Raw genomic sequence first — 24,380 nt, forward strand, 5'->3', positions numbered from 1 at the left:
GTAGTTAGTGCTTCTAAGTTTGCAACAATAGCTGCAAAGTTTAGGTTGGTAATAACACCATCTTCATCGGTATAGTCGATACTTGCTTCATCTGCGTTAAGTGCGATAGTTGTTATAGTTTCAGCACTATTTGTATTTATAGTTGTAGTAGTACCATCTTCAGATGTGTAAGTAAAAGTGCCATCAGTATTATCTAAAAGTGTTGTTACGGTTTCTAAAGCTGAAACATCTATAGTTATAGGAGATCCATTTCCACTATCAAAAGTAAATGTTCCATCACCATTATCTATAAGAGCAGATTTAATAATAGTTGTGACAGTGCCTGTTTCGTTTGTATAACTAAAAGTACCATCATTATTATCTATTAAAGTCGTAACCGTTTCATTTGCCATGACATCAACACATAAACTAGACCATGCATTGCTGTTAAATTGAAACAAACAATCCTCATCCGTATTATAGATAATAGCTCCATTAAGAGGAGTTAAAGCATTCATTTCAGAATTTGATATCCTGGTAACTACTAAAACCTTTTCCGAGCTTTCTAATTCTAAAATAGAAGAACCATCTATTGTACTAGGGTTATTTCCAATTTTTACCTGAGAAAATAAACTTGAAGAAATTAGGAATACAAATACTATTAGGGCGTTTTTCATTTTTTTACTTTTAAATCGAGATACAAAAGTATTTGATAGGCACTTGTTTACAGTGTTTTACATATTGCATTAAGTGTTTATCGATGAAACGTTCAAAAAAACAGTTGAAATGCTTAATATTTTTAAAGAAAAAGCTTTGATTTATAATAATAATAATTATTTTTGCCATCCGAATGCGAGAGTAGCTCAGTTGGTAGAGCGTCAGCCTTCCAAGCTGAATGTCGCCAGTTCGAACCTGGTCTCTCGCTCAAAAGCCTTATCTTAATAGATGAGGCTTTTTTTATTTTAACTTACTAAGTTCTGTAAGTACCTTTACCTCATAAGGAGTTTGGTTGTGCTCAAAAATTCTTGCTTGGAGCTTCCCTTTAAGTGTTATAGTGCTATTATGAACTATTAACCAACTTCCTTCTCTTAAACCAATAACTGGTTGAGAATTATATGCATGAAATTCTTTAATTCTAGTTTGGCGTGTTTCTCCTTTATGTGTAGAATTTGGGTCTGGATCTAAGTAATGCGGATTTATATTAAAAGGTACCAAGCCTAAAGTTTTAAAACTTGGAGGTTTTACTATAGGCATATCGTTGGTAGTATGCATCGTTAGACCACAAATATTACTTCCTGCACTTGTTCCTAAGTATGGTTTTCCGTTTTCTACTTCTTCTTTAATTACTGTAAGTAGTTTGTTTTTGTATAATTGATTAACTAAAACAAATGTATTTCCACCACCAACAAAAATTGCTTCTGCTTTTTTAATAGCTTCCGTAGGGTTTTTAAATGTATGAATACCAGTAACCTGTTTGTTTATTTTTAAGAAAGCTATCTTTGTTTTTTTTGTGTAATCTTCATGCGAAATTCCGCCAGGTCTTGCATAAGGAATAAATAAGATAGTAGATGCGTTTTTAAAAAAAACGGACAATTCAGGTAAAAGATATTCTAAATAATCGCTTCCATGTATGGTAGAAGTACTAGCTATAATTATGTTTTTCATATTTGTTTTCTGTAAAAAGGATAACAGGTTAATTAAACTTTAGTAAAAATAAAGAATTGTTTTTAACAAAAGTTTATATAGTCTTTTCATTTTCTTTAAGATTTGAAATACGTTCTTTAAGCTATTAAAAACTAACAACTTGAAAACTACATATTTTTTATCGCTAATGATAAGTTTAATTTGTGTCCAAATATCTTGGTCACAAAACATTGAAATTCAGGGTAAAATAGTTTCGGAAGCTTCTGATATAGAAAATATTACCATTTATAATAGTAACTCTAAAAAAGGGACAATTACAAATATAAACGGAGCATTTACTATAGAAGTGAAATTAAAGGATGTCTTAGAAATTTCTGCGCTTACTTTAAAAAAAGTAACCGTAATTATTAACGAAGAAATAATTAAAAGTAGAGCTCTTACCATATTAGTAAATGAAGAAGTAAATACTTTAGATGAAGTTGTAATACTTACACATGATTTAACTGGCGAATTATTGGTAGATGTGGATAATGCAGAATATTTTAAACCAATTCCTATAGATGTCGGAACTATGGATAATTTGGAATTTGATGATATTAGAATGGATAAAGTAGATAATGTTATAATTAAAAAGGGAGAACTTTATAATGGCTTTAATCCTGTAGAAATGTTGAAATTATTTGGAGTCAAGTTTAAAAAGAAAAAGAAACTTAATTATCTGGAGCTTAAAGAAAGAGATGAAGAAACAAAACAAGTTTTGGATTTATCCGATATATATTCTCCAGGATTTATTCTTGAAAACTTTTATATACCTATAAGTGAAACCGAAGCTTTTTATGCTTTTGTTGAAGCAAGTCCATTAGATTATACATTGCTTAAAAAAGAGAATGAAGTAGTATTGTTAGAGTTTTTGCTTAAACAAAGTAAATTGTTTTTAAAAAGTAAAAATGGACAACATTAAGTTTATAATTACATTAATGGTTTGCTCGGTTTGTTTTCAAATGTCATGGTCGCAAACTATAGATTTACAAGGCAAGGTTACAAGTGTCGATGACATAGAAAATATACATATCATAAATAAAACCTCTCGTAAATTTACTATTACTAACAAAAAAGGAGAGTTTGTAATTCCTGCAAAACTAAACGATACTTTAATTGTTTCTTCAATTCAAAATAAATTAGAAACCATTCTTATAACTATGGATCATGTTTTGTCTAAAAAAATAGCAATATCCTTAGAGGAACATATCAATGAATTAGATGAAGTGATAGTAGGTAAATACCTGTCAGGAGATTTATTAAAGGATATGGCTTCCGTTGAAGGTAAACCAATAACTTCCTTAAGTCTTGGTATACCTAGTTATCAAGGGCCTTTAAAAACCCAAAATGAAAGAATACTATATGATGCAGATCATGGTGTTATGTATACTGGACTTTCTCTTAATGTTAATAAACTACTTAACACCATTTCTGGTAGAACAAAAAAGTTAAAAACCATAGTGAAGTTAGAAAAAAAGGAAGTGCTTATGTACAAAGTAAAAACTACTTTCTCTAAGGATTTATTTGAAGAAAACCCATTGCCACAAGATAATGTTATGGATTATTTTTATTTTGTTAGTGATGCTCAAAATTTTACCGAGTTTTGCAATACCAAAAGCGATTTAGAAATATTAGTTTTTTTAAAAGAAAAATTAAAGAAATATAAAACAATAATGCATATTAAAGAATAAATAGTTGCTTTGGAATGCTTTTTGAAACCAAACTCACGAAAATATAATTACTTTTACATTTAATAAAAAAGTTCTGTTTTTAAGGAAAATATATATGAAGAATCTAAAAATCGCATTACTCCTTATTGTTATACCAATGCTAGCATTTTCAGCAATACATAAATACTATGTTAGTGTTACAAAAATTGAATACGTAAAAGAAAAAGAAGCAATACAAATAATATCTAGAGTTTTTATTGACGATTTTGAAAGGCTACTTCGCGAACGTTATGATGAAAATATTACACTAGATGTAGAAGACGAATTATCTACAATAAATATGTATATCGAAAGATATCTAAATGAAAAAATTCAGATACATATCAATCAGAAGCCTACAGCTTTTAATTTTTTAGGAAAAGAATACGAAGATGAAATTTTAATTTTTTATCTAGAAATCGAAGGTATTAAAGAGATACAAAGTTTTCAAATTACCAATACCGTATTGATGGATTTGTTTGAGGAACAAGAAAATATCATTCGCACCAATATTAATGGTAAAAATAAAAGTATTCTATTAAGAAACGGAAATGCTAAAGGGGTGTTAAACTTTAATTAAAAAAAGGTTAATATTTTTAAAATTTCAGTAATTTGGTCATGATTTTCTAACAAAATTTTATCCAATGAATAAATTAAAGTACGTATTCCTTTCCGCTTTATTCCTTTCGGTTGGTGCATTCGCCCAAGATGAAGAAGCAACAGAAAGAGAGCAAGGTCACACAAACAATAACAAATTTAAGCAACTCTACGATGAGTTCTCTACACCAAATATGTATAGAACCGCGTCTGGAGCTCCTGGATCTGCGTATTACCAGCAGCAGGCAGATTACAAAATGGATCTAGTATTAGACGATGTTAATGCTAAATTATCGGGTTATGAAACCATAACATACACCAACAATTCTCCAGACGTATTAAAATATCTTTGGGTACAGTTAGATCAAAACATGAGAGCTAAAGACTCTAAAACTCCTTTAATTAGTGATGATGCTTCACAACCAGCAGAAACACTAGGTGGTTTTGCAAATAAATATTTAACAGATCCTTTTGATGGTGGTTTTAATATTCAAGAAGTAAAAGATGCAAATGGTCGTGCTTTACAACACATGATTAATCGCACCATGATGCGTGTAGAATTACCAACACCATTAGCAACAGGGCAAAAATTTTCCTTCTCTATAAAATGGTGGTATAATATTAATGACCACGTAAATGGAAGAGGAAGATCTGGATACGAATATTTTCCAGACAGCGATAATAGAAACTATGTAATTGCACAATTTTACCCAAGAATGGCAGTATATAGCGATGTCGAAGGATGGCAAAATTCACAATTTTGGGGAAGAGACGAATTTGCACTTCCTTTCGGGAACTTTGAAGTAAATATTACTGTTCCTGCAGATCATATTCTAGATGGTACAGGAAAGTTAACCAATAGAAAAGAAGTTTTTTCTAAAGAAATGATGAAACGTTATGAGCAAGCAAAAAAGTCTTACGACGAGCCTGTTTTAATTGTAACTCAAGCGGAAGCAGAAGCTGCCGAAAAAATAAAATCTACCAAAACAAAAACATGGAAACTATACGCAGAAAACGTGCGTGACTTTGGTTTTGCAACTTCAAGAAAGTACATTTGGGATATGATGGCTGTTAAAATTGGGAACAAAGATGTAATGGCTGTTTCTCTATATCCAAAAGAAGGAAACCCACTTTGGGAAGATTGGTCTACTAAAGCAGTTGCAAGTACTTTAAAGTCGTATTCTCGTATGACTTTCGATTATCCGTACCATAAAGCAATATCTGTTCATGCTAAACAACAAGGTATGGAATACCCTATGATTTGCTGGAACTATGGTCGCCCAGATGCAGAAGGAAACTATAGCGATAGAACAAAATTTGGTATGATGTCTGTAATTATTCATGAAGTTGGTCATAACTTCTTTCCAATGATTGTAAATAGTGATGAAAGACAATGGACATGGATGGACGAAGGTTTAAATACTTTCGTACAATACGTAGCAGAACAAGATTTTGGTAAATGGTATCCAGCAGCACTTTCAGAAGGGCAAACAGCATACCCTTCACGTCGTGGTCCAGCCGCTAAAATTGTAAACTATATGGGAGGAGATCAAGATTTTATTGCTCCAATCATGACTAAAGGATTAAATACATATCAATTTGGTAATAATGCTTATGGTAAGCCAGGAACCGCTCTTAATATTCTAAGAGAAACAGTAATGGGGCCAGAATTATTTGATTACGCATTTAGAGAATATTCAAGACGTTGGATGTTTAAACACCCAACACCAGAAGATTTCTTTAGAACTATGGAAGATGCATCAGCATTCGATTTAGATTGGTACTGGAGAGGATGGTTCTACACAACAGATTACGTAGATATAGGAGTTAAAGATGTGAAAAAATACTACGTATCTAACGAACCAAATGCCGAAATTAAGAAAATCGCAGAGCAAAGAGGAATGAAGTTAAGTGATTTACCTCCTTTAGTATTCTTTGTAGAAGAAGGAAGTGAAGATTTTAATGAAAACTTAAAAGGAAAATCTGCTCTAGAAAATTCTCCAACGTTAAATGAGTATGTAATGGATAATTTTACTCCTGCAGAAAGAGCAAATATTAAAGAACCAAAATTCTTTTATAAAGTAACCTTCGAAAAACCAGGAGGATTGGTAATGCCTATAATTGCAGAGTATACATATGCCGATGGTACTACAAAAACAATTACATATCCAGCGCAAATTTGGAGATTAAATGATAAAGAAGTTAGCAAAGCTATCGCTTCAGAAAAAGAAATTGTATCTATAAAAGTAGATCCAAATTTAGAAACTGCAGATGTAGATACTTCTAATAATGCTTGGCCAAAAGAAATTAGTCAAAGTAAATTCGACAAATTTAAAAACAAGGTAAAAAACTAGTTTTAAAATATTTTTAAAAAAGCCGACTTTTAACAGTCGGCTTTTTTTATTTCTAATAAACAACTCACTATATTTGTACTGTGATACTAAAAACAACATCTTTATTTATAAGTAGCCCAGAAATAGTACTAATTCTATTTGTGGTGATTATGGTATTTGGAGCAGACAAAATACCAGAAATAGCTCGTGGCTTAGGTAAAGGTATGCGTACTCTTAAAGATGCAACTAACGACATTAAGCACGAAATAACAAAAAGTGCAGAAAGTCATGGTATAGATTCCAGTATCACTAAAGATGTAGACGAAGAACTAAAAAAAGTAAAAGACGAACTAGAAGATTTTACAGGTTCTGTTAAAAGAAAAATGTAAATACTTTATTAGGGCGTTACCACAAGGGTCGCGTTATCCATTATATCTTTTTTTGCCATATATGGCAGCAAAAAAAGGATGTCATTTCTACCGCTAACGCAATACAATTATAACCACAAAAATTTTACTACAATAGAGCTGCAATGTTAATTCAGTATTAATAAAGTGTTTTGTTTGTCAATTTGTTATTTTTAGAGATACTTTTTTAAGAAAAATTTATATATTTAGGTGCTAACCATAAAATATATAAAAATGAAAAAACCATTACTTAAGCTATCCATCCTATTGGTAGCTTTTACTTTTTTTAATGCTTGTCAAAACGAAGATTATCTTAAAGAACAACAAGAAAATACAGTTGTAGAGGAACAACAGGAACTCTTAACAGTTTCAGAAATAAACGCTCTAATAGACGAAAGTTTAACAGCAACAGGTACTTTCGATTGGAAAGACGTAGATGCGCATACACTCTGGAGTGCAGTAGTTAGAGGAAATAATGTTTTAACCATTGGCTACGGACAAGAAGGGGAAAGTTTTGCAGAGATAAAAACAGATCGTTTAAAATCTACTTTAGCTAATATAATTCAAATTGTAGAAGCTAACGAAGGATATTCTAAAAGCAAAGAAACTCTTGTCGAACATGATATTATTAATGTAATCGATGTAAAGGTAGAAAATTTGGAAACCATAAAGGATTTACTAGCAAGTGAAGGAGTTCGATATTTAGAACCAAATGGATATAACCAATACGAAACCATAAATACTTCACGTTCCAGTTCTGGGTGCGATAAAGATGGAGCTTCAATTAATGCGGCACATTATTCTACAATAAGCCCTAATAATGCACAAGTTTCTTGGCACTTCGATCAACATAATATTCAACAAGCATGGAATTACAGTACAGGATCTGGAATTACCATTGGTTTGATTGATACTGGTGTTTCCGCTTCACAACCACTATTAAATTCCTCTGGTATTAACGATGGGTATTCTAACGGGCGTTTTGTACAAAAATATGGTACTTTTATAGATTCTAATTGGTGGTGGTCAAGTAATTATGATGGGCCACATGATAAATGTGGACACGGTACTGCAATGGCTTCTACCATGGCAGCACCTCGTAATGATAACGGAATGCCAGTTGGTGTAGCTTACAATGCAAATTTAGTCGCTTACAGAGCTACAGAAGATGTATTGTTAAACGATTATCATGAACGTAAAGGTGTATCTGCCGCACTAACACAACTAGGAAATAGAAATGATGTGAAAATAATATCTATGTCTATTGGTTATTTGTGGTCAATAGGTAATATTAAAGATGCAGTTAAATATGCAAATAGTAAAGGAAAATTAATTTTTGCAGCTGGAGGTACATCTACTAGTTTTACAAATGGATATGGTGTTATTTTTCCAGCTACTATGAGTGAAACTGTTGCCGTAACTGGTGTAGATGACGGTCCAAATTATGACAGATGTGAAGTTTGTCATAGTGGTAGTAAAATTGATTTTACTATTATCATGGAAGGTAATAATAATACAAGTAAAGCTCCTCCAGTTTTAGGGTTTTACAATGGAGATAGACGTTACACTGGTGGATCATCTGTTGCAACAGCAACTACAGCAGGTATAGCAGCTTTGGTTTGGGCAAAACACCAAACATGGTCTAAAACACAAGTGTTAAACAAGTTAAAACAATCTGCAGAGTTTTATCCTAATAAGAACAGTAGTTTCGGGTATGGCAATATAGATGCTTTGCAAGCAGTACAATAAATTTAACTATTTTAAATTATAAAAAAGTCCTCTTGTTTTAGAGGACTTTTTTTATGTTATCTATTAGTCATGGATCTCAATAATGCTGTGTAAATTACTAAAATTGAACGATTTATGTCGTGTAAAATTTTGTCATTAACTGCATTTTATTGTATTTGAAGATCCAAACCACCAAAAAATTGCCGAGAGTGTTTTGCAGTAATTTTATTGTGTTTGTATGTCGTTTAATAAATTGCTTTAGTTTTATACATTTCTATTGCTTGTAAAAATTTTATTCCTCCAGATTCTGTTTGGTCATATATAAAACCGTTTAGTTCTGGATGATTTTTATCAATCCAAGTTAAAAGGCGGTTTTTATTCCTTCCCCAAGTTGCTTCGTTAAAATTTACATATTCTGTCTCTACACGAATTATTTTAGTGTTGTTTATTTCAATAATTTCATTTGTAATAAATGGTTCTTCATGAAGAAAAGAGATTCTTTTATCCATCTTTGAAATCTTTGCTTTTACAAGACCGTTTTTTTGCTCAATTGCAAGTATTTTATAACTAGGTTCAAAAACAGAATCCCATTTTAAAAACTCTATATAATCGCTTTTTGAATATGCTTTTTTATGTTTCCCTTCAATGGTGGTTAAACTATCTGGAAACCAATTAGATACATTAGAGTAGTGTGAATCATCAAGCACTTTAAAATATTGTTTTGCAATTTCAATATTGTCAATTTGCTTTTTCGAGTTTTTACAGGATACAAATCCGATTATTAAAAACAATAATAGTATTATAGTTTTGTTCATGGATTTTTAATGGTTTTTATTTTTTATTCCTGGTTTTAAAATGATTTAATTTCAATATTATCGTTTTCTACTAATGGTTAATCCATCGCGAATAGGTAGTAATACCGTTTCAATTCTCTCGTCATTTTTTAAAAGCGTATTAAATTCTAAAACTGCTTTAGTAGAAATGTCTTTGTCATTTAAAGGTTCAATAACCTTTCCATGCCAAAGCACATTATCAGAAAGTATAATGCCACCAGGATTTAGCTTGTTAATAATTAAATGAAAGTAATTAACGTAGTTAGGCTTGTCTGCATCAATAAAAACCAAGTCGTAGGTTTTGTTTAAGGTAGGAAGAATATCGATAGCACTTCCTAAATGTTGATGTATTTGTTTTCCGTAACCAGATTTATTAAAATATTTACGCTGAAAATCTTCTAACTCTTCATTAATATCAATAGTGTCAATTTCACCTTCTTGATGTAACCCTTCGGCTAAACAAAGTGTTGCATAACCAGTAAAAGTCCCAAGTTCTAAAATAGATTTTGGCCTAATTAACTTAGAAATCATACTTAGTACACGACCTTGGTAAGGACCAGAAAGCATAATAGGTTGTAGTATTTTTTGATAGGTTTCTCTAGTAAGTTGTTGCAATAATTTAGGCTCATCTTGGCTATGTGCCACAACGTAGTCATCTAGTTTTTCAGGTAAAAAGTACATTAGTTTTTCTGGTCGAGCGCAGTCGAGACCTTTTTTATAATAATAAACCTCTCGACTGCGCTCGAGGAGACCTTGTTGTTATCCTAATATTCGTTTTATTAGCTTGTCTTTAGCAGTTTGGTCATTTCCACATAACCATTGGATTACGTTGTCTTCCCAAATAGCATCACGCTCTGTTTCTGTAATAATCTTTCTGTCTATAGCTAAGTCTAAAATTTTTCCAGGATAAGAGCTTTGCTTTTCACTTTCCATTTCCCCTAGTGGGTAAGGATCATCTAGCCCCATTAAAACCTGTTTAGAACCTTGGTTCTTTAATAATAAATCCAAACCACCAGTGTCATGAACTAAAGTGTCGAAAAAGATATTTTTATGTCCAACCGCTTTTCTTGGATGACTTTTACCTTCAAATAAGTCGGGTCTACCATCAAAACCTTGAATTCGTCTTCCTAAGTTTATTTGTGCTAATTGTCCACCATGCGCAAAACAAGTTCGCATATTAGGATACTTGTCTTGGTAGCCATTCAAGGTTAAAAAGTGGTAAGCATCAGCACACTGTGCAAGCATCCAAATTAAATGAAAGCGCCAAGAAGTATTTTCTAATTTTATAAATTTTTCACCATCATAAGGATGAATTTCTACAGCTAAATTATATTTATTAGCCAACTCAAAAATAGGCTCGTTTTCTTCGTCAAAAATACAACGCCATGTGCCAATAGTGTCCATGTAATGCGTTGGTAAACAAAGTAATTGTAATCCTAGTTCTTCTACACAACGTTCAATTTCCCAGCAAGCACCACGAACAAATCCGGGATGTACGACAAAGCCACATGTAAATTTACTAGGGTTTTCGCGTTGTACTTTGGCATTAAAATCGTTTTGAAATTTTAAGGCTTGCTTCATTTCTTCTACTCGCAAACCATTACCGTACAATTGCGATAAGTTTAAAACTACGGCATGATCAATTTTAAAACGTTCCATCCAAGCAAGTTTCTCATCTAAAAAGAAACTGGAGTCTGTAATAGGTCTGTTCCAATCTTTTTGAAGCATGAATTTTCGATCTTTATCTACCCAAAAAATTTCTTTGTCTTGCATAAACTGAGGGATTTCTTCAGGGTATGGAAGTAAATGGGAGTGACCGTTAATTCTAAGTTTACGTTTCATAATTAGGTCCTGAGAGGTCAGGAATCTTTAAAAGGTTGGTTTTTATTTGTCTAATTTTACTTTTGCTGGCGGTTGCATGATTTCCCCACAATTAGGGCAAGTGCGTTTATTTGTATCTCCATAATATTTATCAAATATTTTTGGCATATCTGTTTCAATATTTTTCACGGTAAAATCCTCTTCGTATAATTTGGTAGTACAGTTTTCGCAAAACCAAAGTAAGGCATCTTGTACACCTTTATCTCTTGGGTATTCAATTACTAAACCAACCGTATTTGCACCACGTTGTGGCGAATGCGGGACTTTTGGAGGTAGTAAAAATATTTCACCTTCTTTAATATGTATATCTTTAGGTGTGCCTTTATCGATAACTTTTAAAATAATATCGCCTTCAATTTGATGAAAAAACTCCGGAGTTTCATTATAGTGATAATCCTTTCTGTTATTTGGTCCACCAACAACCATTACGATAAAATCGCCATCTTTCCACACCACTTTATTACCAACAGGTGGTTTTAAAAGGTGTCTGTTTTCTTCAATCCAAGCTTTAAAATTTATAGGAGGAAATAATTTACTCATGGTTTTTTGTTTTGGGCGTTACTTTTGCGCATAGCTGCCAGGTTTTTAAAACCTTGCAGGATCACAAAAGTCAGGCTTTACGGCAGTCGCTCTCTGCGAGGAGCTTCAACAATGCCTCAATCCTTAACGCAGATTCATCAATGCAATAAAATTAGCAATAAAAAATGAAATAAAGAATTATAAAGACTTCGTTCTTCCTCCATCTACAGGAAGGTTAATTCCGTTAATATAACTAGCGCATTCACTAGCTAAAAAAGTAATTGCAGCTGCTAATTCTTCTGGTTTTGCAAAACGTTTTGCAGGTACGGCACTTTTCATAGCATTAGCAGATTCTTCTTCCGTGTTTCCTGTTTTAACCGATTTGTTTTTAATAATCTCTGCCAATCGATCGGTTCCTGTAGCTCCAGGTAATACGTTATTTACTGTAATACCAAATTGACCAAGCTCGTTAGCTAAGGTTTTACTCCAATTAGCAACCGCACCACGAATAGTGTTGCTAACACCTAAACCATCAAGAGGTTGTTTAACTGAAGTGGAAATTACATTTATAATTCTTCCAAACCCTTCACTTTTCATAAACGGAACAACTGCTTGCGCTAATACATGGTTACATTTTAAATGCTGTGTAAATGCACTTTCAAATTCTTCAATTTCTGCAGAAAAAACTGGTCCTCCTTTTGGTCCTCCAGTATTATTTACTAATACGTGAAAACCATGATTTTGATTTATGTAGACTGCTACTTTTTCTTTTAATTCCTTCGGGTTCGAAAAATCGGCAACAATATAATCGTGATTTCTATGCTGTGGTAATTGGGCTAATGTTGCTTTTAACTTGTCTTCATTTCTAGCAATAAGCGTTACTTGCACACCTTCTTCTGCTAAAGCAATTGCTGTAGCTTTTCCTATTCCTGCTGTGCTTCCGCAAACTAATGCGTATTTGTTGTTAAGTTGTAAATTCATATTTATCATTCCTGTGAATGCAGGAATCTTTTTAAAGTTAATCTTGTTTCAATTTATAAGATTCCCACTTTTATGGGAATTAGTATTTTATACAAACATTCTTTGCTTCCGTAAAAAAACGTAAAGCTTCAAATCCGCCTTCGCGTCCAACTCCAGAGGCTTTCATACCTCCAAAGGGTGTGCGTAAATCGCGTAACATCCAAGTGTTTATCCACACTATTCCAGTTTGTAATTGGTTACTCATTCGCATGGTTCGTTTTAAATTATTGGTCCATAAAGTAGCAGACAAACCATACTTTACTTTATTTGCCATTTGAAGGACTTCATCTTCTGTAAGAAAAGGCATAATAGTAACTACAGGTCCAAATATTTCTTCCTGATTCACTCTGCATTCATTTGTTGGTACTTCTATGACTGTTGGTTCTAAATAGTAACCGTTTTCAAAATCTTTAATGGTTACTTCATTTCCGCCACAAAGAATTGTTCCGTTTTCGGTTTTTGCTATTTCAATGAATTCTTTTACTTTTTTTAAATGAGATTTAGAGACCAATGCACCAATATTTGTGGATGCTTCCGCGGGATGACCAACTTTTAAAGCTTTAATTCTTTCGACAAAGTCGACTTTAAATTTCTCATAAATAGAAGCTTCTACAAAAATACGACTTCCACATAAACAAATTTGCCCTTGATTAGCAAAGGATGAACGAACTGTAGTGTCTAGCATATCTTCATAATCGCAATCTGCAAAAATAATATTGGGGTTTTTTCCGCCTAATTCTAACGATAGTTTTTTAAACATTGGTGCAGCCACTTTTGCTATATGTGCACCTGTTGCTGTTCCACCTGTAAAGCTAATGGCTTTTATATCTTCATGTTCAATTATTGCTTGTCCTGTGGTCGTACCTAAGCCATGAACAATATTTAAAACACCTTTTGGTAGTCCAGCTTCATTACAAATTTCACCTAATAAATAGGCCGTCATTGGTGTTACTTCACTTGGTTTGGCAACCACGCAGTTTCCTGCGGCAATTGCTGGAGCTATTTTCCATGTAAAAAGATAGAGGGGAAGATTCCAAGGAGAAATACAACCAACCACACCAATTGGTTGACGTAATGTATAGTTTACAGCTTGTAGACCTACGCTTTCGTGGCTTTCACTAGCGAATTGGGTTATCGCATTGCCAAAAAAACGAAAATTACTTGCAGCTCTTGGTATATCGACTGCTTTTGCTAGACTTATTGGTTTTCCATTGTCTTTGCTTTCTGCTGCTGCAAAACGATCTAAATTGGCTTCTAGTAGTTCCGAAATTTTAATTAATATTCTACTGCGCTCTTCTATACTTATTTGTGACCAGCTAGGAAAAGCAGATTTTGCAGCGATATAAGCGTTTTCTACATCTTCATTGGATGAGTTAGGTATTTGACCATAAACCTCTCCATTAGATGGGTTATAATTATCTAGCCAGTTCTCTTGAATTGGATTGTGGAAATTTCCGTTTATGTAGTTTTTAATGGTCATTGTTTTTAAGGATTTAAAAATTCTAATACACCGTTATTAATTAATTAGCTCTATTTCTTTTTCCATTGTATCTATAGTGCTTCCCCCAATAAAAACTTTGAAATTACCCGGCTCTGTGATAAATTCTCCATGATTATTATAAAACCCTAATAATTCTTTATTTAAAAGAAAATGTACTGTTTTTGTTTCTCCTTTTTTAATTTCAATTAATTCAAAACCTTTTAATTCTTTTACTGGTCTTGTAATGCTTCCAACTAAATCTCTTATGTATAGTTGAACAACTTCTTTTCCATCGTATTCCCCAGTATTTGTTATTTCTACAGATATTTTTATGGTGTCATTCATTTTAAATGTAGTGCCATTTATCTTGAAGTTACTATATTTAAAATTGGTATAACTTAATCCATATCCAAAAGGAAATAATGGGGTGTTTTTAGAATCACTATAATGTGACCAAAAGACATTCCCTTCTCCATTTAAGGGTCTGCCAGTGTTTTTGTAATTGTAATAAATAGGAACTTGACCAACATTTCGTGGAAAACTCATCGTTAGTTTTCCGCTAGGGTTATAATCTCCATACAATACCTGCGCTATTGCATTTCCAGATTGTGACCCTAATTGCCATGCTTCTACAATAGAAGGGATGTTTTTTGCAGCCCATTCTATAGCTAAAGGTCTTCCGTTATTTAGTACCAAAACAATGTTTTTATTTACTTTAAAAACTTCTTCTAATAAATCTTGTTGTAATCCAGGTAAGCCCAATTCTGTTCGACTTCTTCCTTCACCACTTTGAAAACCATGTTCCCCTAAAACCATTATAACAACATCCGATTTTTTAGCTAGGTTTAAAGCACTTGGGAATTCTGATTTATCTGAATAATTAATTGTTACTTCGTTAACAAAGTTTGTTTCTCCTATGCTTACATCTACTCCTTTTTGGTAAGTAAGTGAGTTTCCTGTGTATTTTTGTAGACCTTCTAAAACAGATACCGCAGTATGGTCATCTGAAGAAGTACGCCAACTTCCTAACGGGCTATTTTTATCGGAAGCTAAGGCTCCAATAAGTGCAATTTTTTGTCCTTCTTTTTTTAGAGGAAGTAGCTTGTTTTCATTTTTTAAAAGAACAATTGATTTTTTTGCAATATCTAAAACAGCTTCTTGATGTTTTGGATGATACAATGTGTTTTTTTCATTTTTAATGTCGCAATATCTGTATGGATCGTCAAATAGTCCAAGTTCAAATTTCACTCTTAAAATACGTCTAACAGCTTGGTTTACTATAGTCTCTTTAACCTCTCCGTTTTTTACTAGTTTTGCTAGTTCATTGACATAAACATATCCCTCCATATCCATATCAGAGCCCGCATTTGCAGCTATTTTAGCAGCTTGTTTGTCGTCTTTAGCGTGTCCCCAATTAATAAGTTCTTTAATAGAAGCCCAATCGGAAACTACAAATCCTTGAAAATCCCATTTGTTTTTTAAAACATCTCTTTGTAAATAAGAGTTGGCAGTTACAGGAACGCCATTAAGTTCATTAAATCCATTCATAAATGTTTTTACGTCGGCATCTACGGCAGCTTTAAAAGGAGGTAAAATGATGTTGTGTAGTGTTGATGTACCAATATCTACTGTGTTATATTCTTTACCAGCTTCAATAAATCCATAGGCTGCAAAATGTTTAGCACAAGCAGCAATAGTGTTTGGTGCTTTTAAATCCTCACCTTGAAAGCCTTTAACTCTTGCAGTTGCAATTTTACTAGCTAAAAAAGGGTCTTCTCCAGCGCCTTCCATAACTCGTCCCCATCTGGAGTCTCTTGTTATATCTACCATTGGAGCAAAAGTCCAGTTTATACCAGCAGAGGAAGCTTCTGTTGCAGCGACTCTTGCGGCTTTTTGAATAGCTACTAAATCCCAACTGGATGCTTCTGCAAGTGGAATTGGACTAAGTGTTTTGTAACCATGAATTACATCAAAACCAAATAACAAAGGGATTCCTAAACGAGTATCTTCTACAGCTATTTTTTGAAGGGCTTTAATTTGCTCGGCACCTTTTACATTCAGCATTGCTCCAATTAATCCTTGTTTTAAATGGTCGTATTTGTTTTCTGGAGTTCCATTTTTTGGTGCAGGACCAGTAGCATCCCAAAACCCATTATATTGATTCATTTGACCTACTTTTTCTTCAATAGTCATAATGTTTAATAATGAATCTATTTTATTTTCAATTGTCAATTTATTAGCTGTTAATGTGGTTGTTGAAATTTTATTATGTGAAGTAACTTTCTTTTTACAACTCCCTATAACAGTTAGAAGTAAAGTCAAAATAAAAATATTTTTAAATGAAAGTTTCATGTGTAATTATTTTAAAATCTATTTCGTTTTATAAGCCATAACTTTAATTTCTACTACCAAATCTGGATGGGGTAATTGGTGTACAGCAACTGTAGTTCTTGTTGGTCCTGTTTCTTTGTTAAAAAACTCTGCGTAGGCTTTGTTGTAATCTGCAAAGTCATTCATGTTTACTAAAAACGAAGTGACATCTACTACGTCTTTTAAACTTGCTCCAACTTTTTTTAAGTTAGTATCTATGTTTTTTAAAACTTCTTGTGTTTGTGAATAGGCATTTAATTTTTTTGTTCCCATCTCGTCTATAATGTCAACTCCAGCAATACTATTGTCTGCTCTACGAGAACTGGTTCCGGAAACGAAAATGAAATCGCCTACTTGTTTTACATGAGGATACGCTCCTCTTGGTGTTACTTTTGTTCCTACGGAAGCAGGAATCTCATTTTTTTTATTACTCATTTTTTCTTTTTTTACTTATGTTCATTTTGCCTTGATGCAAAACGAACCAAAAAATCACGATCAAGCCAAGGGATTTTCAGTTTTGCAAACAGAAACCGATTTGAAAACTCCGCGTCGTACAGCCTAAAAAGTCTGCACTCCTGTTTCGGAGCTTTTCTTCATCTATTCTTAGTCTTGATGTTTCAATTCTTACGAATTGATTTGGGGCTTTCACTTTTAATATAATCTTGTTTGTTCCAAGTTGTTTTCATTTTTGCTCACTGCTCACTGCTCACTGCTCACTGCTCACTGCTCACTATTTTAATCCAGCAATTTTATCGTCTTCCAAAATAGCTTCTGTTTCTTCTTGTACTTTTTTAAAGATACTATTTAAATCTTCGTTTGTTTTGATTTTTTTATCTGCTATTAGATTTAATATTGCTTTGTCTTGTGCTCTTCCTTTGGTCATTGCTTCATGATATGGAATGTCTTCGTTAAAAGTCACCATAGAATATTTTGAAAAATAATTGTTAGGAAACTCCTTTTCTAAAGCCATTTCAATAGCGCGTTTTTCTTTGAATATTGGATTTGCAACGTGATCTCGCATTTCGTAATAATTATCGATAGCTAAATCTGCAATGGCATCCGTATCTGCTTTTCTAGTTTTTTCGTAGACTTTAAAAATGGTTTCCCAATCTCCTTCATGTTTGTCTATAATAGCATCAAATACGGTTATATCTTCAAAAGATGCATTCATTCCTTGTCCGTAAAAAGGTACAATAGCATGTGCGGCATCTCCAAGAATTATATTCTTGTTTTTGTAATGCCAAGGGGAACATTTTACGGTTCCTAAGGCTCCTGTTGGATTGTTAAAAAACTCATCTGCAATATTTGGTATTAATGCTAAAGCATCAGGAAATTGTGTTGCAAAGAATTCTTTTATTGCTTTTTCAGTAGTTAGATTGTTGAAGTTGAATTTACCTTCTTCATAACTTAAAAAGAGGGTTACTGTAAAGCTACCGTCTAAATTTGGAAGCGCAATTAGCATGTAGTCTCCTCTTGGCCAAATGTGTAAATAATCTTTACTAATAAGATGCTTTCCATCCGCGGAAGCGGGAATTTCTAATTCTTTATAACCATGTGTTAAATAGTTTTGTGAATAGCTGAAAAGAAATTTACGCTCTAAATAATAACTTTTTCTAAGTGAGGAACCGGCTCCATCTGTGCCAAAAACGACATCTCCTTTAGCGGTGAATTCTTCTTTAGTTTGGTAATCGTAAAAAGTAGCAGTATTATTTTCAATGTCTACTCCAGTACATTTTTTGTTGAAATGTATGGTTAGGTTATCGTATAAATCGGCTTCGGTTAAAAGCAAACCGTTTAAATCTCCTCTAGAAATAGAGTTGATATATTCGTTATCTCTTCCAGAATAATTAGACGGAAAGGTGTTTTCTTCAGTATCATGAACCAATCTTCCATACATTGGAATGCAAAGCGGTTTTACTTTGTCTTCCACTCCAGCAAGACGCATGGCTTTTATACCTCTATCGGATAATGCTAAATTTATAGAACGACCAGCAGAAATATCTGTGGTGCGTAAATCTGGTCTGCTTTCGTAAACGTTTACAGTGTAACCGCGTTGTGCCAAACGTAAGGCTAGAAGTGAGCCACAAAGTCCTGCTCCTATGATTAGTATGTTGTCTTTTTTACTCATTTAAAATATCTTTTAACTTTTCCACCATTCTATATACATCTTTAAAGGTATTATATAATGGTACTGGAGCACAACGTATAACATCTGGTTCTCTCCAATCTGTAATAATGTGTGCTTCGGTTAATTTTTTATGTAAGCTTTTATCTGCTTTTTTTACTTGAATAGATAATTGACAACCACGTTCTTTAGGGTTCGATGGTGTGATTATTTTTATTTTGTCGTTTTTTAATTCGTTAATTAAAAACTCGAAATACCCTGTTAGTTTTTCCGATTTTTCTCGAAGCGCATCCATACCAACTTCATTAAACATATCTAAAGAAGCTTTAATGGCAGCCATAGATAATATCGGTGGGTTACTAAGTTGCCAACCTTCTGCTCCTGGAATTACATCTAGTGGTTGACGCATATTAAATCGAGTGGATTTATTGTGGCTCCACCAACCTGCAAAGCGTTTTAAATCTTTATTGTGTGCATGCTTTTCGTGTACAAAAAGGCCGCCTAAACTTCCTGGTCCAGCATTTAAATATTTGTAAGTACACCAAGCAGCAAAGTCTACTCCAGAATTATGCAAATCTGGTTTAATGTTTCCTACACCATGCGCTAAATCGATACCAACCATGCAGTTTTTCGCATGGCCTAAATCGGCTATTTTTTTTAAATCTAAATATTGCCCTGTGTAATAATTTACACCTCCAATGAGTAATAATGCAATTTCGTCTCCATGTTCTTCAAGAATGGTTTCAAGATCTTCAATGTTTAGAAGCTCTTCACCATCTCTTGGTTTCCATTCTATTACACCTTCTTTCGCATCAAAACCATGAAACTCTAATTGTGTTTGCACGGCATACCTGTCACTAGGAAAGGCATCACTTTCGATTACAATCTTGTACTTGGTTTTTGTTGGTTGATAAAAGCTCACCATTAACAAGTGTAAGTTGGTTGTTAAGGTGTTCATTATAACAACTTCAATTGGTTTTGCACCAACAATTTTTGCCATAGATTCGGTTAAAAACTCATGATATGGCATCCAGGGATTTTTGGCTTCAAAATGTCCTTCTACTCCAAAATTCGCCCAATCTTTTAACTCTTGATTAATATAGTCTTTTGTAGCTTTTGGTTGCAATCCTAGAGAGTTTCCTGTAAAGTATAACCAATCGTTTCCATCTTTGTCTTTTGGAATATGAAATTGCTCTCTGTATTTCGAAATTGTATCGTTTTGGTCTTGTTGTCTTGCGTAATCTAGACCTTGTTTGTAGTTGGACAATGTGAGTAGTTTTTCGGTTTCCAACAAAAATAAGAATTATTAATTTAGAAAAGAAGTTAGAAATAAAGAACAAAAAAAACGCCTTGCACAATTTGTTACAAGGCGTTTTTCAATTTATATAGACGCAATAAATATTGCGGAGGGTATATTATATACGTGCGAAAAGTTTGTTTTAGATGTTTTAGGGTAAAATTAATTTCATTCTATTTCAATATTAGTGAAATTAAGATTCCATTTGCCTTCTTTTTTTAAATGCTCTGTAGCTATTTTTAAGCCGTTAAAATCTTTAGTATTTTGAAAAGAAGTAATTAGAGAAGGAGCTTTACTGTTTCCTTTTCTGAAAATCCATTCTTGAATAATAAAAGCATCATCATAAAATATATCGTAAGCATCTCCAGGTGTATAGCCACCTTCGTTAGAATATGTAAGTGTAATTTTATTTAAAAGTGTTTCGCTAATTGGTGCTTTTTCTTTTGTAGCTTCTGAAAAAGTTGTACCGCTATCCCAAACTAATTGAAAAGGAATAAGTAGCCAAAATTTATCATTAATAAAACTTTGGTCTGCTTTAAGTGATATGCTATCTAGCGTTTTTCTGTTGTAATTAATTGTATCTTGATTACTAATTAAAGTAATAGCATTGGTTTTAGGTTTCCAAGTCCAAGATCTTTCAAAGTGGGAACTGTCTTTATCTACATTAAAAGTGAAAGCTATTTTTGAAACTTTATTCCAATTTTCAAATCCGTGTGCATTAGCAATTTTTTCAGCTATAGAGAATTCTTTTTCTATAGTTTTTTTTTCTTCCTTGTTACATGAAGTGAAGATGGTTAGTGTTAATAACCATAGAATTGTGTTTTTCATATTTTCTAATTTTGATCAAAGATATATAAGATTTATATAGAAGTTATATATTAGACTATTCAAAAAATAGAATTATGGATACGAATCAGGATTATTTTACAGCAAATAAGGCGACATGGAATGATAAGGTGCAAGTACATGCGAAAAGTGATATGTATGCTTTAGAAGCTTTTAAAAATGGAAAAAACTCATTAATGCCTTATGAGTTAGAAGCGCTTGGTGATGTTTCTGGTAAGTCACTTTTACATTTACAATGTCATTTTGGGCAAGATACTTTAAGTTGGAGTAGGTTAGGAGCAAAATGTGTTGGTGTAGATTTAAGTGATGCAGGAATTGCTTTGGCACAAAGTTTAAATGCGGAGTTAAAGTTAGATGCTGCATTTGTTTGTTGTAATGTTTTAGAGACTTCAGTACACGTAAAAGAAACTTTTGATATTGTTTTTACAAGTTATGGCGTGATTGGTTGGTTACCAGATTTAAAGCCTTGGGGGAAAATGATTGCCGAAAAATTAAAACCAGGAGGAACTTTTTTTATGGCAGAATTTCATCCAATTGTTTGGATGTTTGATTACTTAGAAGAGCAACCTATTATGAAGTATGGGTATATGCAAGACGAAGTAATTTATGAAGAATATGAAGGTACTTATGCTGATCAAGATTCTAAAATGATTACTAAAGAGTATGGTTGGAATCACGGTTTAAGTGAAGTAATAAATGCTTTAACCGAAGCTGGATTGCATATTGAATACTTAAAAGAATACGATGAAGCGCCTTATAATGTGTTGCCAAATTTAGAAGTAACAAAATCTGGCATGTTTGTTACAAAAGATAAATTATACCCATTGATATTTACCTTAAAAGCGACAAAAAAATAGAAGACCTGTCTTCTTTTTAATTTTAACAGGTCTCCTATAATTAATGTTTTTCTTTTAATACTTCTGGCATTTTTGCTTGAAACTTTCTCAATCTTGGTATAGAAACATTTTGTATATAACCATGATCTGGGTGTAATCTCTCAAAATTTTGATGATAATCTTCAGCAATCCAAAATTTTTGAAAGGGATAAACTTCTGCAGCAATAGGCTTTCCTAATTTTTTTGCTAGAGCTTCTTTTTTATTTAATATAACTTGTTTTTGAGCTTCGTTTTGATAAAAAATAATAGAGCGATATTGTGAGCCTTTATCTGGTCCTTGACCATTTATTTGTGTAGGATTTTGTGAAGCAAAATATACATCTACTAGCGTGTCAAAACTAACAGTTTCTGGATTGTAAATAATTTCTACTGCTTCGGCATGTCCTGTTCTGCCAGTGTTACTCGCTTCGTAGGTTGGGTTTTTAGTATGTCCGCCAGCATAACCTGATATGGATTCTTTAACACCCTTCACGCTTTCATAAACTGCTTCAACACACCAAAAGCAACCACTTGCAAAGTATGCTTTTGCGTTTCCGTTTTGCAAAGCAACTTCAATCGGTTCTGCGTTTATTATGGCTTGCTGTTGTTCTTTAACTTGCGCTATGTTTTTGCAACTAAATAAAGTAATTAGTATGAAGGATAATAAAAAATGTTTGTATAATTTCATAAAGCGTAAATTTTAGTATTAAGTCGTAAGCAAGTTCTATTCCTTAAAAAAAAGAATAAAAAAAGCCTTTACAAAAGTAAAGGCTTTAAAATATAATTTGAAAATGGATTATAGTTTTGCAAACATTTTTTCCATTTTTTCTTTTTGTTCTTCTGCTAAAGCAGCATCGACTAAGATACGACCAGAGTGTTCATCGGTAATAATTTTTTTGCGACTAGCAATTTCTACTTGTACTTGAGGTGGAATGGTAAAGTAAGAACCTCCAGCAGCACCTCTTTCAATTGGTACAACAGCCAAACCGTTTTTAACATTTACTCTAATTCTAGAGTACGCAGCAACTAAACGATCTTCAATAGATTCTTTATAGTCATCCGATTTTTTAATAAGTGCTTTTTCTTCTTTTTCTGTTTCCGCTAAAATGGCATTTAATTCACCTTGTTTGTGTTTTAAATGTGTTTGACGAGCTTTTAAACGGTCTTTCGTTTCAGAAATAACAACTTTCTTTTGATCAATTTGTGCTTTAAACTCTTTAATGTGTTTATCAGCTAATTGTATCTCTAATTCTTGAAATTCAACTTCTTTTGTTAAGGAGTTAAATTCTCTGTTATTTCTAACATTTTTTTGTTGCTCAGCATATTTTTTAATTAAAGATTTTGCTTCTTCAATTAAATTCTTTTTAGAGCCAATGTCATTATTGATAGATTCTAAGCTTAATTCAAGCTTTTCTAACCTTGTCTTTAAACCAGTAACCTCATCTTCTAAATCGCGAACTTCTAACGGAAGTTCTCCACGTACATTTCTAATTTCGTCAATACGAGAATCTATAAGTTGTAAATCATACAACGCTCTTAAACGATCTTCTACAGTTACTTCTTTCTTTTTTGCCATACTTTAAAAATATTGAACAGGATTGGTGTTTGTCTTTGATAAAACGACTGCAAAATTAGTAATTTTTTTTGTAAGATGTGCTACTAAACCGTTTTTTGTGTACTGTTCGCTTTCATAATGTCCAATATCGGCTAAAACAATACGGTTTTCGGCAGCAAAAAAGTCATGATATTTTAAATCGGAAGTCACTAAAACATCTGCACCTGAGTCTTTTGCGGCTGAAATGGCGAAACTTCCAGAGCCACCTAAAACAGCTACTTTTTTTATGGGTTTATCAATTAAATTAGAATGTCTAATACAGGAAGCTTGCATTTTTGTTTTTAAATACTTTAAAAAATCGGCTTCAGACATCGCATTTTCTAGTTCGCCAAGCATTCCCATTCCAATATGTTGGTTATTATTTTCAAGTATTACAATTTCATAAGCTACTTCTTCATATGGATGTGTTTTAAAAAGAGCATTTAAAACTTGTGCTTGTATGTGTTTTGCAAAAGTTACAGAAATTTGAATTTCTGCTTCTTGATGTATTTCTCCTTTTTTGCCAATTGTAGGGTTTGCATCTTCATTCCCTTTGTAAGTGCCAATACCTTCTGTGTTAAAGCTGCAATTACTGTAGTTGCCAATATTTCCTGCACCAGCTTTAAATAAAGCTTGACGCACATTTTCGGCTTGTTCTTTAGGCACAAAGGTGGTTAGTTTGTTTATGGTTTTTTTTTGCGGGATTAAAACACTTCTGTTGTTTAGTTGCAATTGATTGCAAATCATGTCATTAACGCCTTTCTGGGCATTGTCTAAGGCTGTATGCATAGAGAAAATAGCGATGTCATTTTTTATTGCTTTAATAACTACACGTTCTACATAGGATTTGCCTGTAATTTTTTTTAGACCTTTAAAAATTATTGGATGAAAGCTTACTATTAAATTACAGTTGTTTTGTATTGCCTCGTCTACAACTTCCTCTAAAGTATCTAGTGTTACTAAAATTCCGGTTAGTTTTTCGTTTTTGTTGCCAACGAGTAGACCTACATTATCAAAATCTTCAGCGTAAGCTAAAGGAGAAAACTCTTCTAAATGATGTATAACATCCTGTATAGTCATAAAAATAATCTTTAAGTTCAAATA

Annotated in this window: 22 protein-coding genes, 1 tRNA gene and 1 pseudogene; 8 read left to right on the forward strand and 16 right to left on the reverse strand. The window is 32.8% G+C overall.

Annotated elements, in window-relative coordinates:
• Positions 1 to 656: pseudogene (locus tag Q4512_RS12690) on the reverse strand (hypothetical protein); the annotation flags it as partial.
• A 175-nt stretch (positions 657 to 831) separates the two neighbouring features.
• Between Q4512_RS12690 and Q4512_RS12695 the strand changes: the two are divergent.
• Positions 832 to 904, forward strand: a tRNA-Gly gene (locus tag Q4512_RS12695).
• A 32-nt stretch (positions 905 to 936) separates the two neighbouring features.
• On the opposite strand, the gene pepE is transcribed toward Q4512_RS12695, so the two are convergent.
• Complete coding sequence (gene pepE / locus Q4512_RS12700; RefSeq protein ID WP_303425297.1) at positions 937 to 1,644, reverse strand: dipeptidase PepE; 708 nt, start codon at positions 1,642 to 1,644, stop codon at positions 937 to 939.
• Between the two features lie 139 nt (positions 1,645 to 1,783).
• On the opposite strand from pepE, the gene Q4512_RS12705 reads away from it, so the two are divergent.
• From Q4512_RS12705 to Q4512_RS12730, 6 genes are all read left to right on the forward strand, one after another.
• A complete protein-coding gene (locus Q4512_RS12705) occupies positions 1,784 to 2,584 on the forward strand; it encodes a carboxypeptidase-like regulatory domain-containing protein (RefSeq protein ID WP_303425301.1) in 801 nt (266 codons plus the stop codon).
• On the forward strand, positions 2,571 to 3,353 hold the full coding sequence (locus Q4512_RS12710) for a hypothetical protein (RefSeq protein ID WP_303425303.1): 783 nt from the start codon (positions 2,571 to 2,573) through the stop codon (positions 3,351 to 3,353). The genes Q4512_RS12705 and Q4512_RS12710 overlap by 14 nt, the downstream gene beginning before the upstream one ends.
• Positions 3,354 to 3,447: 94 nt before the next feature.
• Complete coding sequence (locus tag Q4512_RS12715) at positions 3,448 to 3,951, forward strand: DUF6702 family protein (protein WP_303425305.1); 504 nt, start codon at positions 3,448 to 3,450, stop codon at positions 3,949 to 3,951.
• A 64-nt stretch (positions 3,952 to 4,015) separates the two neighbouring features.
• Positions 4,016 to 6,322 (forward strand): M1 family metallopeptidase, encoded by a 2,307-nt coding sequence (locus Q4512_RS12720; RefSeq protein WP_303425306.1) that lies wholly within the window; start codon positions 4,016 to 4,018, stop codon positions 6,320 to 6,322.
• 80 nt (positions 6,323 to 6,402) lie between these two features.
• Positions 6,403 to 6,690, forward strand: a complete 288-nt coding sequence (locus Q4512_RS12725; RefSeq protein WP_303425308.1) for a twin-arginine translocase TatA/TatE family subunit — start codon at positions 6,403 to 6,405, stop codon at positions 6,688 to 6,690.
• Between the two features lie 252 nt (positions 6,691 to 6,942).
• The gene (locus Q4512_RS12730; protein WP_303425311.1) at positions 6,943 to 8,457 is read left to right on the forward strand and encodes a S8 family serine peptidase; all 1,515 of its coding nucleotides are present in this window, start codon (positions 6,943 to 6,945) and stop codon (positions 8,455 to 8,457) included.
• A gap of 224 nt (positions 8,458 to 8,681) precedes the next feature.
• Here Q4512_RS12730 and Q4512_RS12735 read toward each other — a convergent pair whose 3' ends face one another.
• The 11 genes from Q4512_RS12735 to Q4512_RS12785 all read right to left on the reverse strand — a co-directional run bounded on the left by Q4512_RS12735 (position 8,682) and on the right by Q4512_RS12785 (position 20,789).
• Positions 8,682 to 9,251, reverse strand: coding sequence for a hypothetical protein (locus Q4512_RS12735; RefSeq protein ID WP_303425313.1), 570 nt, complete (start codon positions 9,249 to 9,251; stop codon positions 8,682 to 8,684).
• Positions 9,252 to 9,308: 57 nt separating this feature from the next.
• Complete coding sequence (locus Q4512_RS12740; RefSeq protein WP_303425315.1) at positions 9,309 to 9,950, reverse strand: O-methyltransferase; 642 nt, start codon at positions 9,948 to 9,950, stop codon at positions 9,309 to 9,311.
• Between the two features lie 78 nt (positions 9,951 to 10,028).
• A complete protein-coding gene (locus Q4512_RS12745) occupies positions 10,029 to 11,111 on the reverse strand; it encodes an amidohydrolase family protein (protein WP_303425318.1) in 1,083 nt (360 codons plus the stop codon).
• A gap of 42 nt (positions 11,112 to 11,153) precedes the next feature.
• Positions 11,154 to 11,690 carry a 3-hydroxyanthranilate 3,4-dioxygenase gene (locus tag Q4512_RS12750; protein WP_303425321.1) on the reverse strand — a complete coding sequence of 179 codons (537 nt, stop codon included), beginning with the start codon at positions 11,688 to 11,690 and terminating at the stop codon, positions 11,154 to 11,156.
• Between the two features lie 177 nt (positions 11,691 to 11,867).
• A complete protein-coding gene (locus tag Q4512_RS12755; protein WP_303425324.1) occupies positions 11,868 to 12,650 on the reverse strand; it encodes an SDR family oxidoreductase in 783 nt (260 codons plus the stop codon).
• Between the two features lie 79 nt (positions 12,651 to 12,729).
• Positions 12,730 to 14,169, reverse strand: coding sequence for an aldehyde dehydrogenase (locus Q4512_RS12760; protein WP_303425327.1), 1,440 nt, complete (start codon positions 14,167 to 14,169; stop codon positions 12,730 to 12,732).
• A gap of 36 nt (positions 14,170 to 14,205) precedes the next feature.
• Positions 14,206 to 16,521: a beta-glucosidase BglX gene (bglX, locus tag Q4512_RS12765; protein WP_303425330.1), complete on the reverse strand. Its 2,316-nt coding sequence runs from the start codon at positions 16,519 to 16,521 to the stop codon at positions 14,206 to 14,208.
• 18 nt (positions 16,522 to 16,539) lie between these two features.
• A complete protein-coding gene (locus tag Q4512_RS12770; RefSeq protein WP_303425333.1) occupies positions 16,540 to 16,974 on the reverse strand; it encodes a RidA family protein in 435 nt (144 codons plus the stop codon).
• A gap of 295 nt (positions 16,975 to 17,269) precedes the next feature.
• Positions 17,270 to 18,667, reverse strand: coding sequence for an NAD(P)/FAD-dependent oxidoreductase (locus Q4512_RS12775; RefSeq protein WP_303425336.1), 1,398 nt, complete (start codon positions 18,665 to 18,667; stop codon positions 17,270 to 17,272).
• Positions 18,660 to 19,931 carry a kynureninase gene (kynU, locus tag Q4512_RS12780; protein WP_303425339.1) on the reverse strand — a complete coding sequence of 424 codons (1,272 nt, stop codon included), beginning with the start codon at positions 19,929 to 19,931 and terminating at the stop codon, positions 18,660 to 18,662. The genes Q4512_RS12775 and kynU overlap by 8 nt, the downstream gene beginning before the upstream one ends.
• A 198-nt stretch (positions 19,932 to 20,129) precedes the next feature.
• Positions 20,130 to 20,789 carry a hypothetical protein gene (locus Q4512_RS12785; protein ID WP_303425342.1) on the reverse strand — a complete coding sequence of 220 codons (660 nt, stop codon included), beginning with the start codon at positions 20,787 to 20,789 and terminating at the stop codon, positions 20,130 to 20,132.
• A 74-nt stretch (positions 20,790 to 20,863) separates the two neighbouring features.
• Here Q4512_RS12785 and Q4512_RS12790 point away from each other — a divergent pair, with 74 nt between their 5' ends.
• Positions 20,864 to 21,664 (forward strand): bifunctional 2-polyprenyl-6-hydroxyphenol methylase/3-demethylubiquinol 3-O-methyltransferase UbiG, encoded by an 801-nt coding sequence (locus tag Q4512_RS12790; protein WP_303425344.1) that lies wholly within the window; start codon positions 20,864 to 20,866, stop codon positions 21,662 to 21,664.
• Positions 21,665 to 21,704: 40 nt separating this feature from the next.
• Here Q4512_RS12790 and msrA read toward each other — a convergent pair whose 3' ends face one another.
• The 3 genes from msrA to Q4512_RS12805 form a co-directional block, all read right to left on the reverse strand.
• Positions 21,705 to 22,370, reverse strand: a complete 666-nt coding sequence (gene msrA / locus Q4512_RS12795; RefSeq protein ID WP_303425347.1) for a peptide-methionine (S)-S-oxide reductase MsrA — start codon at positions 22,368 to 22,370, stop codon at positions 21,705 to 21,707.
• 108 nt (positions 22,371 to 22,478) lie between these two features.
• Complete coding sequence (locus Q4512_RS12800) at positions 22,479 to 23,258, reverse strand: zinc ribbon domain-containing protein (RefSeq protein WP_303425349.1); 780 nt, start codon at positions 23,256 to 23,258, stop codon at positions 22,479 to 22,481.
• A gap of 3 nt (positions 23,259 to 23,261) precedes the next feature.
• Entirely contained in the window at positions 23,262 to 24,356 is a 1,095-nt protein-coding gene (locus Q4512_RS12805; RefSeq protein ID WP_303425352.1) for a Nif3-like dinuclear metal center hexameric protein, read from the reverse strand.
• Positions 24,357 to 24,380: the final 24 nt, after the last annotated feature.

The organism is Oceanihabitans sp. 2_MG-2023 (assembly GCF_030547245.1).
GTDB lineage: Bacteria > Bacteroidota > Bacteroidia > Flavobacteriales > Flavobacteriaceae > Oceanihabitans.

What these genes read in the sequence shown, in the direction of transcription:
- bglX (WP_303425330.1), bottom strand. Translation starts at nt 16,521, where the DNA reads ATGAAACTTTCATTTAAAAATATTTTTATTTTGACTTTACTTCTAACT.
- Q4512_RS12730 (WP_303425311.1), top strand. Translation starts at nt 6,943, where the DNA reads ATGAAAAAACCATTACTTAAGCTATCCATCCTATTGGTAGCTTTTACT.
- Q4512_RS12790 (WP_303425344.1), top strand. Translation starts at nt 20,864, where the DNA reads ATGGATACGAATCAGGATTATTTTACAGCAAATAAGGCGACATGGAAT.
- msrA (WP_303425347.1), bottom strand. Translation starts at nt 22,370, where the DNA reads ATGAAATTATACAAACATTTTTTATTATCCTTCATACTAATTACTTTA.
- Q4512_RS12710 (WP_303425303.1), top strand. Translation starts at nt 2,571, where the DNA reads ATGGACAACATTAAGTTTATAATTACATTAATGGTTTGCTCGGTTTGT.
- Q4512_RS12750 (WP_303425321.1), bottom strand. Translation starts at nt 11,690, where the DNA reads ATGAGTAAATTATTTCCTCCTATAAATTTTAAAGCTTGGATTGAAGAA.
- Q4512_RS12715 (WP_303425305.1), top strand. Translation starts at nt 3,448, where the DNA reads ATGAAGAATCTAAAAATCGCATTACTCCTTATTGTTATACCAATGCTA.
- Q4512_RS12760 (WP_303425327.1), bottom strand. Translation starts at nt 14,169, where the DNA reads ATGACCATTAAAAACTACATAAACGGAAATTTCCACAATCCAATTCAA.
- Q4512_RS12755 (WP_303425324.1), bottom strand. Translation starts at nt 12,650, where the DNA reads ATGAATTTACAACTTAACAACAAATACGCATTAGTTTGCGGAAGCACA.
- Q4512_RS12735 (WP_303425313.1), bottom strand. Translation starts at nt 9,251, where the DNA reads ATGAACAAAACTATAATACTATTATTGTTTTTAATAATCGGATTTGTA.
- Q4512_RS12720 (WP_303425306.1), top strand. Translation starts at nt 4,016, where the DNA reads ATGAATAAATTAAAGTACGTATTCCTTTCCGCTTTATTCCTTTCGGTT.
- Q4512_RS12775 (WP_303425336.1), bottom strand. Translation starts at nt 18,667, where the DNA reads ATGAGTAAAAAAGACAACATACTAATCATAGGAGCAGGACTTTGTGGC.
- Q4512_RS12805 (WP_303425352.1), bottom strand. Translation starts at nt 24,356, where the DNA reads ATGACTATACAGGATGTTATACATCATTTAGAAGAGTTTTCTCCTTTA.
- pepE (WP_303425297.1), bottom strand. Translation starts at nt 1,644, where the DNA reads ATGAAAAACATAATTATAGCTAGTACTTCTACCATACATGGAAGCGAT.
- Q4512_RS12785 (WP_303425342.1), bottom strand. Translation starts at nt 20,789, where the DNA reads ATGAAAAACACAATTCTATGGTTATTAACACTAACCATCTTCACTTCA.
- Q4512_RS12770 (WP_303425333.1), bottom strand. Translation starts at nt 16,974, where the DNA reads ATGAGTAATAAAAAAAATGAGATTCCTGCTTCCGTAGGAACAAAAGTA.
- Q4512_RS12800 (WP_303425349.1), bottom strand. Translation starts at nt 23,258, where the DNA reads ATGGCAAAAAAGAAAGAAGTAACTGTAGAAGATCGTTTAAGAGCGTTG.
- Q4512_RS12740 (WP_303425315.1), bottom strand. Translation starts at nt 9,950, where the DNA reads ATGTACTTTTTACCTGAAAAACTAGATGACTACGTTGTGGCACATAGC.
- Q4512_RS12745 (WP_303425318.1), bottom strand. Translation starts at nt 11,111, where the DNA reads ATGAAACGTAAACTTAGAATTAACGGTCACTCCCATTTACTTCCATAC.